This window comes from Alishewanella aestuarii B11, assembly GCF_000280055.1.
GTDB lineage: Bacteria > Pseudomonadota > Gammaproteobacteria > Enterobacterales > Alteromonadaceae > Alishewanella > Alishewanella aestuarii.
Window position 1 is genome coordinate 58,373 of record NZ_ALAB01000039.1, and the last position, 16,678, is coordinate 75,050.

The window sequence follows — 16,678 nt, forward strand, 5'->3', positions numbered from 1 at the left end:
CGGTGAGGTACTTGGGTAAAGTTCTCACCCTACGCGCCGATAAGGAGTCTGAAGATGAGTAGCATTAATGCCAATAGTGCGTCGGTTTTCAGTTATACGGCCACTGCTGATAAAATTGCTAAAGCTGTTGCAGCCGAGCCTAACGTAGTGAATGAAACGTCGCCCGGAGCATTGGCGGTAGCTGGTGTGCAGCCCATAAGCAAAGCTGAATTACAGCAAGCGGTAGATGTAGTAAACCAGGCCGTCGCGTTAGAGCAGCGTTCTTTAAGCTTTTCCATTGATGATGTATCAGGCCGTTCTGTAATTAAAGTGGTAGACTTTGAAACAGAAGAGCTAATTAAACAGATCCCGTCAGAGGAGCTGTTAAAAGTAGCGCAGGATATCAAACGGTTACAGGAAGAAATGGGACAGTCTATAGGCCTGTTAATTGATAAAACAGTATAGAGGTGGATTATGTCTGGTATTAACTTTCTGGGGGCAGCTTCAGGTTTACCGCTTGAGGAGCTGGTATCTACTTTAGTAAAAGTAGAGCGTGACAGTAAACTCGGGCGCATTAATACTACGAAAAAGACATTAAACACCTCATTGTCTGGGGTTGGGCAGCTAAAATCTGCTTTGTCTGCGTTTCAGGATGCGGTAAAAAAACTGAGTGGAAACACCTTAAATGCCCGAATCGCAACCGTTACTCAGCCAACAGAGAATAAAACCTACCTAGAAGCCTCTGCTTCCAGCACGGCCGCGGCAGCGCGCTTTGATATTAAAGTGAACCAGCTGGCATCAGGCAGCCGTTTGGAAAGCGCTGATGCAACCTTTTCGTCTGCTAACGACGTAATTTCCACAACTAATGGCACTTTAACATTTGCCGCCAACGGTAAAAGTTTTGATGTCGAAGTAACCGCAGGCATGACACTTAATGAGCTACGACAAAAAATTAATGCAAAAAGTGATAATTTTGGCGTAAATGCCAATATTATTAATGCTGGCGGTGCTATTGGTACTAAGCTGGTATTAACCTCTGACGAAACAGGCTTTGGCAATGATTTGGTTATCACCAATAACAATGCCGAGCTTGATAACGTCTCAACCGTGGCAACAGGCACCACAGCGGGTTTAAGTGTCATCCAGGCAGCACAAGATGCCATTATTGAAATTGATGGTATCACTGCTAACAACGCCAGTAATACCTTTAGTAATGTTATCCAGGATGTCACCCTTACCGTTAAAGCGGTGACGCCTGATGGTAACAATGCCAGTGTGAATATTGCCACTGATAATGCCAGTGCAGAAGCAAACATTCAGAATTTTATTAATAACTATAATGTGCTGGTTGACCAAATTGCTAACCTGACGAAAAAACGTACTTTAGGCGCAGACGGTAAAACTGTGACTGCAGAGGGGGGGGCATTAGCTACGGATCAATTACCAAAAAACATTATGTCGCAGTTACGTGGTTTATTAGGTAATGCCATTGGTGGTGCAGATGCATCAATATCAACCTTATATTCGTTGGGCATTACATTTCGCGAAGATGGTAAGCTTGAGATTTCCAGTAGCTCTCAGTTTGGGGCGGATTCTGGCCGTAAACGCTTTGATAAAGCACTTAGTGAAAACTACGACGCTGTGGCTAAGCTTTTTGGCGGCGATACGGGGTTGGCAACAACACTAGATGATTTTTTAAAAGAGTTTACAAAGTCAGGCGGAATTATTGCCAGTAAAGAAAATTCACTGAAAACACAAATTGATAAAAACACTAAAGATTTAGACGCAGCTAACCGATATATAGCTAGTTTCGAGCAAACTTTGCGTAGCCGTTACACTGCATTAGATGCTTTACTTGGCTCAATGCAAAATATGGCCTCTACTGTGACGGCTCAACTAACAAGTCTGCCCGGTTTTATTACCAATAAATCTAAATAGTGGAGTGCATCATGAGCTATGGCATTAAAGCATACAAATCAGTTGGTATTAAAGATGATCTTGCGGTGGCAGACCCCCACCGTGTTATTCAGTTGTTAATGCAAGGTGCTTTGGAAAATATGGCTAAAGCCAAAGGTTGTATTGAACGCAAAGATTTTGTTGGCAAATCAGAGTCAATTTCGAAGGCGATAAACATTATTTCTGCTTTACAAGGTTGTTTGGATATGAGTGCAGGACAGATTTCCGATAACCTCTTTGCTTTATACGATTTTATGCTTGACCGGTTAATTCAAGCCAGCGGTGAGAAAAGCATTGAAATGCTTAATGAAGTAATGGAAATTCTGCTCACTATAAAAGGTGCTTGGGATCAAATTCCGGTTGCAGAACGTGAGAAAGGCTATCAGTTGCAGGCCCAGAAACACCAGCAGCAAGCAGTGGGCGCTTAATGCATTTAAAAAACAGAGCGCAGCGTTGTGAAAAGCTGCGCCAACAAATCGAAAAGTTGGTACGTAAAGAGATGTACCCAGTTGAGAGCTTGGTAGAACTTATTGAGCAGTTAAATGCTACGCTCAATCAACCTGCTAGCCCAGATGACAACATCGCTGAATATTCAGCTTTCTTACAGCTAAATCTTGACTGGCTGCAGTTAATCATGGCACAACTGTCAGCAGAAAAAGACGCCGTAGCTGTCAGCATGAACAACATCAGGCAGGGTAGAAAAGCTCTGCGTAGCTATGGTCAACACAACTAACTAAAATCAGGCATACCGCATGCTGAAGTATATCAACTACCAGCTACACTCTGATCAAAAAATCCAACAGCAGCTTGAACGTGACGCTGCAATTCAAATTGATAAACGCCTTAAAGCAAACCTTGCGGCTTTTTCTCAGCATATGCCCAGTATTTTGCCGCTAATACAGGCTTACAAAGTTCAGCAATACTCGTTGTTTTGCACAAAACAAGGCGAAATGAATATCGTCAATTTTGCCACAGGTCGGGTCTGGTATAGTGATAACGCTACTAGCGAAGTTGCTGAGGAGGTTAAAAGTTTTTGTCAAAAAGCACCCTTTACAGCTTTAAGCACTATTCATCCATCTGAACAACAAGATTGGCAAACAGAATCTAAACCAACCAGTATAGACGTGTTGATTATGTTTGGTCTTGGTTTAGGTTATCAGTTAAATGATTTACTTAGTAAAGTAAAAATAAAATACTTAATCATTTATGAGCCAAGCTTAGATGTTTTATTTTGTAGTTTGCAAGCAAATGATTGGCAGAAAACCTTTGATATCTTAACCAAGAGTGGTACGCAGATTTTTTTGCAACTAGAAAATGCTGGCAATTCGTTGTCTGAAGACTTAATTGAGCTAAGCGCTGTTATAAAATTTGAGCGAGTTTATGTTTATCGGCATTATTTTCATGCAACAATGGATAGGGTTGTTGAATATCTATTATCTGGACGTTTTAAATTAGGAGAACAGAATGTCGAGATTGCTTCGTTCTTGCCTTATGATGATTTTAATGATTCAGTCTCTGAGCGGGCTGGCAATGTACTCGGTAACAAAAAATTTGAATTGAAAAGAGAAGCAAGCCAGCTGTACGATAGAAATTTGTCTGCTTTCAAAAAATATTACCCAAATATCTTTTGTCAGATAGAAAAGTATAAAACTCATAGTTGGGTGTGTATACTGGATGATTCCGGAAAAGATAATATATTTCATAAAACGCGTAGGGCGTTTTTTTACCATGATAGTGAGCAAGATTCCGAAGAATTGGTTTCTTATTTCTCACTTAATCCATCTAAAGATAATGTTGCCTTGCGCCAAAGCTCGACTGGTAAATTTGACCACTATATTCATTTTTCTTATGCTGAGAAAGTTGAGAAATTAATCGAAAAAAATATCCTCGGACATCTCGAACTGCCAGCTGAAGTAAGTTCACTTGTGGTTTTTGGTATATGTCTAGGCAGGCACATTGATGTTTTGCTTAATAGCTATACTATACAAAATTTATATATCTTTGAACCGAATCTAGATTATTTTTATGCAAGCCTTCATGTTTTTGATTGGGATGGTTTATTTAGCGCGGCTGCTAAGGGAGGTCAGCGAGTTTATCTAAATCTTGGAGGCGATGGTTCTGATTATTTCAAAGATATAATTGCTCAGTTTTATCTTGCAGGTCCTTATTCTATTGCCGACACCTATATCTTAACTTCTTATTACAATAATAGGATGAGTAAAGCTATAGCAGAGCTTCGCGAAGAGTTAAAAGTGGTGTTGGCTTTTGGAGAATATTTCGACCATGTTCGATATGGAGTAGCGCACACTTACCACAGCTTGACTCATAATCATCTATTCCTTAAAGAAAATAACGCTTCGTATAAAGATTTAGAAATATTAAATATGCCCGTTTTTATAGTAGGCAACGGACCGTCATTAGATGTAAATTTTGATTATATAAGAAGTTATCGCGATCGAGTAATTGTTATCAGTTGCGGCACGGCTCTCTACTCGCTTTATAAATATGGTATAACACCTGATTTTCATGCAGAACTAGAACAAAACAGAGCTACTTACTGCTGGATTAATAGGGTGGAAGATAAATCATTTTTGCGCAAGATTAGGTTGATAAGTATAAATGGTATACATCCTGAAACGGCGTCGTTATTTAAAGATGTTATGTTATGCTTCAAGAGCGGTGAAGCATCAGCAAATCTCTTTAGAAATGGCTTACAGAGGTTAGGCTTTAAAATATCTGAGATATCATATGCTTATCCTACAGTAAGTAATTTAGCATTAAACTTTGCCTTGCATGTTGGATTCAAAACAATTTATCTCTTTGGCGTAGATTTGGGCTATGCTGATGTAAAGTATCATCACTCTAAAGCTTCTGCTTATTATAAAAAAGATGGGTCAGAGATATTTAGCTATGAAAAAGCTCATGGCTCCGGCGATCGAGTTAAAGGTAATTTTCGCCCCTATGTATATACAAAAAGGGAGTTCAATTTGTCTAGAAAACTTATTGAAGACGCTATTAAGAGTAATAAAGGAGCTGCAGAGATTTATAACTGTAGTGATGGGGTGAAGATTGATGGGGCAATACCGCTTAAGGTTGATAATATTTTAATTAAAAACTTAGGTTTTGATAAAGAGCACGGAATAGTAGAGTTTTGTGACAAAGCATATTATTCAGATTTAAAAGGAAGCTCTGAGCTCGTTTTTTCTAATCTTAGTATGGAAAAGCTTTCCATAAGCGTAAAAGAATGGCTAGCTATTCTTGAACAAGAGGTTATAGACCAGAATGGAGCTAGAGAAATAATTAGGGCGCAGTGGGGCCTGTTACATAGAAAAATAGCCTGTCTAGACGATCCAACACCTTTTCTTTTGCAAGGGAGCTTTTACTACTTTGGGGGCATCATGACAAAATTAGCGGCAAATATAAGTAATAACAACCCCCAAGTATTGGCTTGTTTTAATGAAATTAAAAAGATTTGGAGAGAGTATATTGAAGTTGCAAGTACAGAGTTTTTTGAAGAACCTATGAAATTTGATGATGTGGATGTTTCTCACTTGTTTTCTTAAAGTTACGCGAACTGGACTTTTTATATAACTCTTCCATAATTCTAATACGCGCCAGATCCATACGGCGTATAAATAGACCTAAATTGTTCAGCATTTCTGCCGGGGCACTGGATAATCTCTAAAGGTTTGGTAAAAAATGTTTGCGGCTGTCTGCTTCTGATGCTGACGAACATGTTGATGCCACGGGATTGGTGTGTTTTTTGTGTAAGCGTAACAGCAACCACACCTTGCAGTGTGGCTGCTGTTCAGTAAGGCAGAAGTTGTTGTAATTGCTCATGGGTATTGGCTTTGGGCAACTCTGTTAGCAACCGGCATAAGTAATCATAGGGTTCCAGACCGTTGATTTTGGCGGTTTCAACCAGGCTGTACAGTGCCGCACTTGCTTGTGCTCCCGTCTTGGTATTGGCAAATAACCATGCCTTACGTCCAATCACGAACGGTTTGATTGCGCGCTCAGCACGGTTGTTGTCGATATTTAATCTGCCGTCATCCAAGTACCGGATAAGCTTAGGCCACTGATTCAGGCTATACGTTATAGCGGCTCCCAGTAAACCTTCTTTCGTGACGCTCTCGCTTGATTTATCCAGCCAGCTTTTGAATTGCTCCAACAGTGGCTTGGCTAGCGTTTGTCTGGCGTCATATTTCTTATCAGGCGGCACGGTTTTTAATTTACTCTCCAGTGCATAAAGTTTCTGGATATGGTTAAGGGCCACATCCGCCTTACCCGTTTTGCCTTTGCCCTGCGCTTTTTGTGCTTCAACGAACTTACGTCTGGCATGTGCCCAGCAGCCGACTAAGGTTGCGTGGGTTTTCTCATATCCGGCATAACCATCAACCTGCAGGTAACCGCTAAGCCCCGCCAGGAAGTCGGTGGGATGTATACTGCTGCGGCTATCCTGATAATCAAACAGCACCAGCTTGGGGCCGGTACTTTGCTCTAAGCCACAGCCATATACCCACATGTAGCAGGTGCTTTTCTCAACATCCAGCACATTAACCGTGGTTTCATCTGCCCACAGCACCGGCTGCTTCAGAAGCTCGGCTTTCATTAACGCCAGTAGCGGTTTCAGTTTCTCTGCACAGGTTATCAGCCAGCGGCTCATCGTTTGACGGCTAAGCTCAATACCGGCCTGATTAAACAACTGCTCCTGACGGTACAGCGGCAAGCCATAGTGCATTTTGCTGCTGATGATTTGGGCAAGCAGACTCGGTGTGGCCATGCTTTTCGGGATAACCGCCGGTGGCACATCGGCAATCTTAATGTCCACCTTCATGCCATTGGTCTCACACTGCCGGCAGCTGTATTTGAGCCGCACGTTTCTCAGCACCCGGATTTGTGCTGGCACGAACTCGATTTGCTCACTGACTTCTTCGCCCATTTTATGCAGCGCATGGCCGCAGCAGGCACAGGTTTTATCGTCAATGTCATGGATAACGTCAACGCGCGGCAGCTCAGGGGCAATCCTTGGTCGGCGTGGCTTAGCGGCGGATTTCTCAGCGCTCTCGGTCGTCTGAGTATCTGGCTCTGTCGCTACTGAATCGTCTTCAATCAGCTGCTCGGCCTCATTTAACACCTCGCCTTCACCTTCATAGGTTTCACTGCTGGGGCTGAATTTCTGGTACTTCGTCAGATTGTAACGCTCCAGCAATTGCTGCAGCTTGTCCGACAGCTGCTGGTTAACCCGCTCTAATTTGGCGATGCGTTTATCTTTTTGCGCCAGTTTGCGCTCAAGCTTTTGCGTCTGCTCAAGCAGCATACGCTTAAGCGTTTCGATATCGTCAGGTAAGGATTGAGGTGTCTTTTTCATGGCCGCTATTGTAACGGCCAATCGGGCTAAGTGCTTGGTAAGATTTAGATTGTTTTGGATGCGATCACAAGGATTTATAGCCGATCGGCATATCAACCGACGCTTTGGTAATGCAGTGGCTGATGTGCGGTGATTTTTTGAATATCGACACCTTGCAACAGCCAATGCCACTGCTGCTCGCTAATGGCTAACACTTTACCTGGCATTTGCCGTGGCCAGCGAAACTTGTCTTTTTCAAGCCGTTTGTACCACAGGCAAAAGCCGGTGCTATCCCAGTACAGCACTTTTAACCGGGTGCGCTGCTGATTGCAGAACACAAACAGTGCGCCACTAAAAGGCGAGAGCTGCATCTCTTGCTCGACCAGCAACGATAAGCCATTAATGGATTTACGAAAGTCGACTGGCTGTTTATGCAAATAGACCTTGGGCACATCGAGGAACATTTTCATTATCAAAGCGCTCTTAGCAAGGCCGCTAACCACAGGGCATCGGTGCCGGCTGGAAACTGCAATTCCACATCACGCTTACGGAGTAAAATGGATTGATTCAGCTGCAAGCCCTGTGGCGTGAGCTCAACAAAGCCACCGTCATCATCCTGAAACGCCAGCAACTGACGCTTGCGATAACTAAAATACGTAGGAATGATGCCCTGGCGTTTTGCAAATTCAGTTTGGGTGAGACCACTTTGGGCTTGCTCGGCAAACAAGGCCAGCCATTGTTCTTTGGTGCGGTGCATGATGATTACCCTGACAGTTGATAGTGGCAGTCAGGGTAAAGTTGATCAGTTAGGATTGGAATGTGTGGTTGGCGTTACGCTTACTTTTTTGTTGTTCATTAGTGAGTGTAACACCAACTACACCGCAAGGTGTGGTTGATATTACGCTGACGTTCATTATTCTATTCCCGAGAAGTAAAGCCTATTCAGGCGTGACGTAAGCGATCAGCTCGCGGCCAAAGCCCAAGGCTGCACTAGCCTCAGCATAGCGAATATAGTTGTCGATGTTTTTGCCAATCAGAAAGTTTTCACAAAATATCCGGCTAAAATGTGCCTGCTTACCAAGACTTCTGTCCTGCCAGTAATTAGAATGCGAATTGGTCAGGAAAACTTCGATAGGAAAGTTGGTTTGCAGCGACAATAAGCGATAGCCGCACGCCGAGATAAAACTGATTAAGTTTTCATGATTAAAATAGCTGAGATGCTCCGGTGGCGCAAACCATGTATTGTCGGTGTAGCCTTGTTGTTGCAAAGCTAGTTGGAAGTCTGAATAGTCATTCGGTACTTTAATTCTCAGGGCGGAATTGGCTGACAACAGGGGTTTGAGTATGGCCATGGTTTGGAACGGGTCCAGCACATGCTCCAGCACGTTTTGCAGGTTAATCAGGCCAAAGGTGCGGCCTTTATAATTTGTCAGGCTTTGTTCAATGCTGCCTTGCTGAAAATATGGTAACAAATGCGGGTTGTGCTTACTGATGCCAAAATCGGAGTAGTCACAGCACGCAAGCTCCCAACCAAAAGTTTCAAATGCGTTGACAAAAAAACCTTCACCGCAGCCCAGGTCAAGTAAGCTTCGCGGCAGATTATTCTGTTTTGCTACCTGGTGGGCGACACTGGCGATATTGTGAAAGTATTGCAGTTCCTGCTCAGTATAAGTGCTGTGGTAAGAGCCTTCAGGTACCTGATAGTACTTAGCATTATAATGCGCCTGTAGCTGTGCTTCAGACGGTTTCGGCATCGCTTCAATAAAACCCAGCGCATGGCGTTGTTCGGTAAATTTGGCTTGGTCAGACATTATTGCGGTTACCTTTTAGCAGTGGCATCAGCTCAGTAAGAGTATGCAGCCGCGTTTTAGCGTCATAGCCTGGTTTAGCCTGCACATCCTTATGGCAGCCTGTCAAAATTCGGACGGTTTGGGCACCTTTTTTATTCAGATTAACGAAGTCTTTTGCCGGGTTATCGCCGATATAAACCAGATCCTGCCAGCGGCATTGTTCTGCCTTTTGGATTAACTCAAAACAATAGGTAGAAGGTTTAGCATGCTTTATGCCAAAACGGTGAGTAATAAATATACGTTTAAAATAAGGCGCTAAACCAAGCGCCTCTACTTTGTTTTGCTGCACTATTTTATGGCCGTCGGTAACAAGATACAGCGGAGCTTGCAGGCTTTGCAGCATGTGCCGGTGTGCTTGCGGCATTGTCAGAGCCGGTTTGTGCAGGCGGTAGCGACTTACGCAGTTACGGATATTGGTTTTCGTAGCCAGGTTGTACGGTGCTAACCACTCGTCAAAAATACGTCCGCGGCCATGGCTGTCTAACAGTTGGCATAAACGTTGAAAACTGGATTCTGCATCTAGTTGCCAGCGCTGTTGCGCCATAGCGGCTACAGTGCGAAAACCGCTTTCGACGAACTGACGTTCGTCATATAGGGTGTCATCCAAGTCAAAAATCAGGATCATACTGATAGGTATCCATGCTGTAGCGCAATTGCCTGATTTGCTGCGTTGCTGCGGTAAAATCGCTAAGCTTTGCTTCTGGCTCTATGGCTTGCAGAAAACTCCAATACAGGCTGTCCAACCCCGCTACTATGCTCAGGGTAGAGGCACCGCCAAAACGGCTGTTACACTCTATAACGTGCGGCTTGCCGCTGGCATCAATAATGGCCTGCATTACCACTGGGCCTGTTAGGTTCAGCTGTGCCAATATATGGCTGAACTGCTGTGCTAAAGCAGCATCGCTGAAGGTGGTGCTGATTTGCGATTCGCCGGCAACAACTTTATCCCGCTGTCGCAGTATCAGGCCTTTTACACAGCTGTCTCTGTCCAGCCAGGCGTCGATACTGATTTCTTTGCCACTTTGCATGGGCTGATAAATCGGTGCCTGCAACTGCCTGGCATGCTGTTTGGCTTGAGTTTTCGTCAGGGCCAGGCCGATAGATTTGGCCCCGGCACCAAAACGCTCTTTCACCACAAATTGCTCTGCGTTGATATCGTCGATCTGTAATGAAGCCGGAATAATGGCTAACTGATGTTGCCGGCCAAATTCAGCGAAGGCCAGTTTATCCAGGCACAAGTTAATGCCGGCCTCAGGCGACACAATAATGTGAATGCCGGCGTCAGCAAAGTAATCGCGGTTTTGCGCCCAAAACAATAACTCTGCGTCCCGGCTGGGTAAGATGACCTTGATGTTGCGTTCAATACAACCACGGCGCAGTTCGGTTTTATTGGCATGGATTGTGGCAGGCATTTGCCAGAAACTATCGGCAAAAGCTCTGCTTACGCTTAAAGGCTGCATGTCGCCAGCAATAATGCTGCCGGTTGGAAACAGCCGCAGCCAAGCTTGCCTGGCTGCTTGCAACATAGGAATTTTGGCTCCGGCACTGGTTAACAGCAATGCGCTGCCGGACAGTGGCTCTGTCACAGCAAATCCCAACTAAGCGGTGTGCCCATCGTCACATCCTGTTTTACTTTACGGCCAAGAAATTGTGGCAAATATTTCGGTGCTAAACCGAGCCCCGGGCGCACTGAGCGCAGGTTTTCTGTAGTAAACATATCACCGGCTTTCATATCTTTAGCAATATAGAGTGAACGACGGTGTACCCTTGAAGCAATCTCTTTCTCGGTACAACCATAATGCACAGTACCAAGCGCGTCATGCGCGCGGGCAGTTTCTTCTACCAGCATTTTTAATTCATGAGGTTCCAGCGAGAACTCTGCATCAACTTCTCCGCCGTTTCTGTCCAGTACAAAGTGTTTTTCAATGACGGTAGCGCCTAATGCGACAGCTGCGACGGAAACGCCTACTCCAGGAGTGTGATCCGACAGGCCGATCTGGCAATTAAACAGTTGAGCTAAATGGGGAATGGTGCGTAAGTTCGCATCTACCGGGCGGGCAGGGTAGTTGCTGGTGCATTTAAGTAGAATAAGATCTTTACAGCCGTTATCCCGCAATAATTGCACGGACTCGGATAACTCTGCTTGTGTTGCCATTCCGGTTGACATAATAACTGGCTTGCCGGTTTTAGCCACAGCCGCCAACAGACCATGATCGATATTTTCAAAGGATGCGATTTTGTAACAAGGCACATTAAGTGACTCAAGAAAATCTACTGCCGTTAAGTCAAACGGCGAGCTAAATGCCAACATTCCTTTGTTATTGGCATAATCAAAAATCGATTTATGCCACTCCCACGGTGTCATAGCAACTTTGTATAAGTTATACAGCGATTGACCTTGCCACAAGCTATTTTTATCAGCGATAAAAAACTCGCGCTCGTGCACATCCAGAGTAATGGTATCTGGTGTGTAGGTTTGCAGTTTGAGTGCATGTGCACCTGCTGCTGCGGCGGCATCCACTAGCGCCATCGCTTTTTCCAGTGATTGACCGTGATTACCAGACATTTCGGCAATGATAAAAGGGGGCTGATTTGACCCAACCAGACGGTTACCTATATTTATCTCTAACATTATCTATTCGCCACCACGTTTAATATTTGCTCTACCACTAAAGGCGTTCCGGCATTATCCGGTACCAGGTTTTTCGCCCGCCGGCCAATCTCGTCCAGCAGTGCTGGTTGGGACAGGTAATAGCATAGTTGCTCTGCAAAGAACTCTGCTGACATTTCAGCAGCCTGACCCAACCAGACACAGGCACCAAGCTTGTTCAGATACGCCGTTGTCGCCTGCTGATTTTCGGCAACGGTTACGACTAAGCCTGGCAGGCCACAAATACTCCTTTCCCAATGTGTGGTACCACCCGCACCCAGCATGAGTCGTGCTTTGCGCATCAGTGTTGCCATTGAAGTTGTCTGAATATGCAATTGCACATCAGGCAGGTTCGCCAGTTGCCGTTGCAACATAGCACGCCACGGATTATTTGCCCCAATCACTATATCGGCTGTTATACCCCGAGGCTTTAGCATTACTAGCGCATTAATTGCCATACTGGTTAGATTATCGGCATCACTCCCCCCGAAGCTGATCAATAAGTGGTTGGCCAAAGGTGTCGCGGACGCAGAATAGAATTCATCACGTAGCAAGGCGAACTTAGGACCGAGCAAAGTACGACAGTGAGCAGGAATAAGTCCCTGATAACGCAGGTGTTGGTCTGGTAGCAGATTTTGGTCAAGTAACAGCTCGCAGTCCAGCGCTCGGTTCGCCAGATCATCTATGACCATGACATACTGACAGCGTTGACGTAATAATTGGCAAAAAGTCGCAGTCAGTTGATAGTGATCTACTATCAATAAGCGGTAGTCGTGCTGCAACGCCGCCAACAGCAACTGACTCTCGTGTTCTTCGTTTAAAGGCTCTGATATTAGAGAAATAACATTAAAGCCTTGCTGTTGCAGCCAGGCAATTAAATGTCCGGATTCAACCCGACAGGCAAAATCACAAACTGCACCCCGTTGCTGTAACGCTTTTGCCAACGTCAGACAACGCATAATATGGCCACTGCCACGCGCTATTGAGGCATCAGCACGAAACAGTACGCGCATCTCAGCGACTTTCCTGTAGTAATATCTGATACAGCACTTCCGCGCGTCGCCAATCTTCGATAGTGTCGATATCTTGCACCAAATGGTCAGGTAAGACATACATACGGGAGCGCTCCCCGAATATCTTTTTGTTGCGATCTAACCAGGTATCCGCTTTAGCCCAATAAAGTTGTCCTGCATCGTGAAAAGTCGGTGGTAAATCTTGCGACCGTTTGCCGATGGCAAGTGGGTCGAATGGCGTGACTCCGCCCAGTTCGGTTTGTAGCAGAGCCCGCTGGATCGGGAAAGAAAAGCGGGCACTGGTAAAGACATAATCAGCTGCGGTGTCATGTAGCAGGTTTAGGCTCTGTTTTACAACGTCGGAGCTGAGTAAAGGTGCGGTAGCGTAAAGGCAGGCGCAATGATCTAATTGCCAGTTCAGCTGTCTGAGTCTCAGAATGGCATCCCGGATCACCGCACTGGTACCGGTATAGTCGTCCGCGAGGTTGGCGTCGCGGATAAAAGGAACTTCAGCGCCAAAGCGGACAGCGATGTCGGCAATTTCGCTATCGTCTGTCGATACCACAACTTTATCGACTACACCACTGGCGAGCGCTGCCTGGATCGGGTAGCTCAGCATAGGTTGGCCAGCAAAATTCTTAATGTTTTTGCGTGGGATGCGCTTGCTGCCGCCTCGGGCAGGGATAATTGCAACGTTCATCAGATGCTCTCTAGCAAGCTCTGCAAGGTGTTTATTACCAATTGTTGATCTTGCGAGGTTAAACCGGGAAACAGCGGCAAGGTCACAGCTTGTTGATAATATAGCTCGGCCTGCGGGCAGTAACCTGCTTTAAAACCAAGTTGCTGGTAATAAGGCTGTAAGTAAATCGGAATGTAGTGCAAATGTCCGACGATGCCGTGTTGCCTTAGAAAACTGATACAGTCTCTATGTTGTGTTTTATCGATGTTAATCAGTCTAACGACATACAGGTGATAGCTACTGTAACTATCCGGTAGTTGTGTCAGAGGACAAACGCCAGGCATTGACGCAAAGGCCTGATCGTAAACTTTGGCCAACTGGTGGCGCGTGTTGACGAAGGACTCCAGTTTAGCAAACTGACTAAGACCAAGGGCCGCTTGCAGATCAGTTAAGCGATAGTTAAAACCCAGCAGTTGTTGCTGATAGTACCAAACGCCATGACTGGGCTCAGTCAGCTCTGAACTCTCAGAAGTGATACCATGGCTACGCAACATCTGCATTTTTCTGGCAAGTTTCGGATTATGCGTAGTCGCCATCCCACCCTCACCGCTGGTAATGATTTTTACCGGGTGAAAGCTAAACACACAAATATCGGAATAGCGGCAGTTGCCGATAACGTCATGCTGATAGCGAGCGCCGATCGCATGCGAGGCATCTTCGATGACATAGAATCCGTAGCGTTCAGCCAGGGCAGCAATTTGCTTCATCTCGCACGACTGGCCGGCAAAATGTACCGGTATCACAACCTTGGGTAAGGCGTTTTCTCTCTTAGCCAGTATTAACTTTTCTTCCAGCGCACTCACCGAGATATTGCCGGTGTGTAACTCGATATCGACAAAATCGACATTGGCGCCACAATATAATGCGCAGTTAGCTGAGGCAACAAAAGAGTTAGGGGATGTCCAAACCCGATCACCAGGCCCCACGCCCAGTGCCAGACAGGCAAGATGTAAAGCGGAGGTGGCGCTATTTACTGCGACGGCAAACGGAACCTGGCAATAGTCTACAATGGCTTGTTCGAAGGCTGGAACCCTGGGGCCTTGTGTTAACCAATTTGACTGTAATACCTCTTGAACGGCTGCCAAATCCTCCGCATCGAGTTGTTGTTTGCCATAGGGAATCATAAGTCAGCTACCAGATTACAGTGTCGGATCTCATCGACACTTAAAAAGTGGGGGTTAGTGTCTGAGACGTATTCGAAGCCTTGCTGAACCAATTTACCCGATTCCCCCAGTGCGTTGGTGGTAAAATCATTACTTCGGTTAAAAAACTTTATTGCTGGTGCAATAACAAAATGGTCATTGAATTCGTAAGTATGGAATGACATATCTCCCGGACACATCATTTCATGCAGTTTTTCTCCGGGGCGTATCCCCACTAGCTTAATCGCTAATTGCGGTGCCATAGCTTTAGCCAGATCAATAATGCGGATTGATGGGATTTTAGGTACAAAAATTTCGCCACCGAGCATACGTTCAAAGTTCTTCAATACAAAATCTACACCTTGTTGTAAGGTGATCCAGAAGCGCGTCATCTCCTGGTGGGTGATCGGCAGATGATCGGCTCCTTGATTGATTAATTGCTGAAAATAGGGCACGACAGAGCCTCTTGAACCCACAACATTACCATAGCGGACGACGGAAAATCGTGGTCGGCTGCCACCTGTCATGTTATTTGCAGCGATAAAAAGTTTGTCGGACGCGAGTTTGGTTGCGCCGTACAAATTGACCGGGTTGGCGGCCTTGTCCGTGGATAATGCGATAACTTTTTCAACATTGGTTTCTATGGCGGCATTAATCACATTTTCCGCGCCGTTAATATTGGTTCTAATGCATTCAGTCGGATTATATTCTGCAGCAGGGACCTGCTTTAATGCCGCGGCATGGATCACATAGTCAACGCCATGCATAGCCCGGATTAACCGCTGTTCATCACGAACGTCGCCGATAAAGTAACGCATGCAGCTTTGGTGATACTTTTGCTGCATTTCATACTGCTTAAGCTCATCGCGGGAGAAAATAATGATTTTTTTCGGTTTGTAGCGGGCCAGCAAGGTCGCAGTGTATTTATGTCCGAAGGAACCGGTGCCGCCGGTAATCAGTATCGTTTTATTATCAAACATAGTCCGCCCTCTAACGTGGCTGTTGGCGCTGCCATCCTCTGTTAACTGAACGATAGCATAAATTATGCCGAAACCAATAAAAGTGTCAGTAAAATCAAGCTGCAATTACTTTTGTCGTTGATATTTCATACAGCGCTGGTCGCCGCTGTGGTGATTGACTATACTTAAGGTTAAACACAGAGCGCGGGGCATGGCCAATGAAACTTAATACCTCAACGGGTCTGAATACGCTAAATCAGGCACAACTGCAGCAGGAAAATTTGTTAAAGAAGCTGGCTAATGGTCGGCGGATAAACAGTGCGGCTGATGATGCCGCCGGTTTGCAGATTGCCAACCAGCTTAGCAGCAGTATTAACGCCAAAGCTCAGGGCGAACGCAATCTGTATGATGGTATCTCGTTATCCCGGGTTTATGAACAGGCATTGCAAGGGGTTAACGATAACTTTGCCGAGCTTGGCCGGCTGGCTGTCGCCGCAGGAAACGGTATTTACGGCACCCAGGAGCGGCAGGCGCTACAAAAGGAAGCCAACGGGTTGTTGGATAACGCCCGACAAATTATTGATAACACGGAGTTTGCTGGTAAAAAGCTCTTCGGTGCCGATGCCAGTATCAATTTCGAATCTGGTAACGGGGCATTGAGTTTAACCACTACTGATTTGGGCACGGCCTTGCAAAGCCAAAATGCCTTTAATCTCGACCTGACTAATCCGGCGGGGGCCGCCCAGGCGCTGGGGCGCATTGAGCAGGCTCGCGATTTTATCGGTGCTTTGCAGGCAGAGGCAGGAGCGGAAGCGAATCGTTTTGCCGCCGCCGCCCGTAACTCATCAGGGCAGCAGGTTGCCGAATCTGCTGCCCGCAGCCGGATTGCTGATCTGGATTATGCCCGCGCCAGCAGTGACAGAGCGGCAGCCAATATTCTGACCCAAAGCTCAATCAATGTGGCCATGCAAGCCCGCATTTCCTCTGAGCGAGCGTTATCCTTACTAAGCTAGTTTCAGCACCGCGTTACCTGCTGGTTT

The 16,678-nt window shown here is 45.7% G+C and carries 17 protein-coding genes; 6 read left to right on the plus strand and 11 right to left on the minus strand.

Annotated features, from left to right (window positions below; translation table 11 throughout):
• Nucleotides 1-54: 54 nt before the first annotated feature.
• The 5 genes from AEST_RS14565 to AEST_RS14585 are packed head-to-tail and all read left to right on the plus strand — an operon-like array spanning nt 55 to nt 5,498.
• A complete protein-coding gene (locus tag AEST_RS14565; protein ID WP_008609946.1) occupies nt 55-444 on the plus strand; it encodes a flagellar protein FlaG in 390 nt (129 codons plus the stop codon).
• Between the two features lie 9 nt (nt 445-453).
• Nucleotides 454-1,917 carry a flagellar filament capping protein FliD gene (fliD, locus tag AEST_RS14570; protein WP_008609947.1) on the plus strand — a complete coding sequence of 488 codons (1,464 nt, stop codon included), beginning with the start codon at nt 454-456 and terminating at the stop codon, nt 1,915-1,917.
• Between the two features lie 11 nt (nt 1,918-1,928).
• Nucleotides 1,929-2,363 carry a flagellar export chaperone FliS gene (gene fliS / locus AEST_RS14575; protein WP_008609950.1) on the plus strand — a complete coding sequence of 145 codons (435 nt, stop codon included), beginning with the start codon at nt 1,929-1,931 and terminating at the stop codon, nt 2,361-2,363.
• Nucleotides 2,363-2,668: a hypothetical protein gene (locus AEST_RS14580; protein WP_008609951.1), complete on the plus strand. Its 306-nt coding sequence runs from the start codon at nt 2,363-2,365 to the stop codon at nt 2,666-2,668. Before fliS ends, AEST_RS14580 begins: the two co-directional genes overlap by 1 nt.
• A gap of 19 nt (nt 2,669-2,687) precedes the next feature.
• Complete coding sequence (locus tag AEST_RS14585) at nt 2,688-5,498, plus strand: 6-hydroxymethylpterin diphosphokinase MptE-like protein (RefSeq protein ID WP_008609952.1); 2,811 nt, start codon at nt 2,688-2,690, stop codon at nt 5,496-5,498.
• A gap of 245 nt (nt 5,499-5,743) precedes the next feature.
• Here the strand turns inward: AEST_RS14585 and tnpC are convergent, their stop codons facing one another.
• From tnpC to pseB, 11 genes are all read right to left on the minus strand, one after another.
• Nucleotides 5,744-7,306 carry an IS66 family transposase gene (gene tnpC, locus AEST_RS14590; protein ID WP_039925579.1) on the minus strand — a complete coding sequence of 521 codons (1,563 nt, stop codon included), beginning with the start codon at nt 7,304-7,306 and terminating at the stop codon, nt 5,744-5,746.
• A 92-nt stretch (nt 7,307-7,398) separates the two neighbouring features.
• Nucleotides 7,399-7,755: an IS66 family insertion sequence element accessory protein TnpB gene (tnpB, locus tag AEST_RS14595; RefSeq protein WP_008609957.1), complete on the minus strand. Its 357-nt coding sequence runs from the start codon at nt 7,753-7,755 to the stop codon at nt 7,399-7,401.
• Between the two features lie 2 nt (nt 7,756-7,757).
• Nucleotides 7,758-8,042 carry an IS66 family insertion sequence element accessory protein TnpA gene (gene tnpA / locus AEST_RS14600; protein ID WP_008609959.1) on the minus strand — a complete coding sequence of 95 codons (285 nt, stop codon included), beginning with the start codon at nt 8,040-8,042 and terminating at the stop codon, nt 7,758-7,760.
• A 181-nt stretch (nt 8,043-8,223) separates the two neighbouring features.
• Nucleotides 8,224-9,096, minus strand: coding sequence for a class I SAM-dependent methyltransferase (locus AEST_RS14605; protein WP_008609962.1), 873 nt, complete (start codon nt 9,094-9,096; stop codon nt 8,224-8,226).
• The gene (locus AEST_RS14610; RefSeq protein ID WP_008609963.1) at nt 9,089-9,760 is read right to left on the minus strand and encodes an HAD family hydrolase; all 672 of its coding nucleotides are present in this window, start codon (nt 9,758-9,760) and stop codon (nt 9,089-9,091) included. The genes AEST_RS14605 and AEST_RS14610 overlap by 8 nt, the downstream gene beginning before the upstream one ends.
• Nucleotides 9,744-10,721, minus strand: coding sequence for an ATP-grasp domain-containing protein (locus AEST_RS14615; protein ID WP_008609964.1), 978 nt, complete (start codon nt 10,719-10,721; stop codon nt 9,744-9,746). The genes AEST_RS14610 and AEST_RS14615 overlap by 17 nt, the downstream gene beginning before the upstream one ends.
• Nucleotides 10,718-11,767: a pseudaminic acid synthase gene (gene pseI, locus AEST_RS14620; RefSeq protein WP_008609965.1), complete on the minus strand. Its 1,050-nt coding sequence runs from the start codon at nt 11,765-11,767 to the stop codon at nt 10,718-10,720. The genes AEST_RS14615 and pseI overlap by 4 nt, the downstream gene beginning before the upstream one ends.
• Nucleotides 11,767-12,798, minus strand: a complete 1,032-nt coding sequence (gene pseG / locus AEST_RS14625) for a UDP-2,4-diacetamido-2,4,6-trideoxy-beta-L-altropyranose hydrolase (protein ID WP_008609966.1) — start codon at nt 12,796-12,798, stop codon at nt 11,767-11,769. Before pseG ends, pseI begins: the two co-directional genes overlap by 1 nt.
• Before the next feature lies 1 nt (nt 12,799).
• On the minus strand, nt 12,800-13,498 hold the full coding sequence (pseF, locus tag AEST_RS14630; protein WP_039925580.1) for a pseudaminic acid cytidylyltransferase: 699 nt from the start codon (nt 13,496-13,498) through the stop codon (nt 12,800-12,802).
• Nucleotides 13,498-14,661: a UDP-4-amino-4,6-dideoxy-N-acetyl-beta-L-altrosamine transaminase gene (gene pseC / locus AEST_RS14635; protein ID WP_008609969.1), complete on the minus strand. Its 1,164-nt coding sequence runs from the start codon at nt 14,659-14,661 to the stop codon at nt 13,498-13,500. The genes pseF and pseC overlap by 1 nt, the downstream gene beginning before the upstream one ends.
• Nucleotides 14,658-15,659, minus strand: a complete 1,002-nt coding sequence (pseB, locus tag AEST_RS14640) for a UDP-N-acetylglucosamine 4,6-dehydratase (inverting) (RefSeq protein WP_008609970.1) — start codon at nt 15,657-15,659, stop codon at nt 14,658-14,660. The genes pseC and pseB overlap by 4 nt, the downstream gene beginning before the upstream one ends.
• Nucleotides 15,660-15,856: 197 nt before the next feature.
• Between pseB and AEST_RS14645 the strand changes: the two genes are divergently transcribed.
• Nucleotides 15,857-16,651, plus strand: a complete 795-nt coding sequence (locus AEST_RS14645; RefSeq protein WP_008609971.1) for a flagellin — start codon at nt 15,857-15,859, stop codon at nt 16,649-16,651.
• Nucleotides 16,652-16,678: the final 27 nt, after the last annotated feature.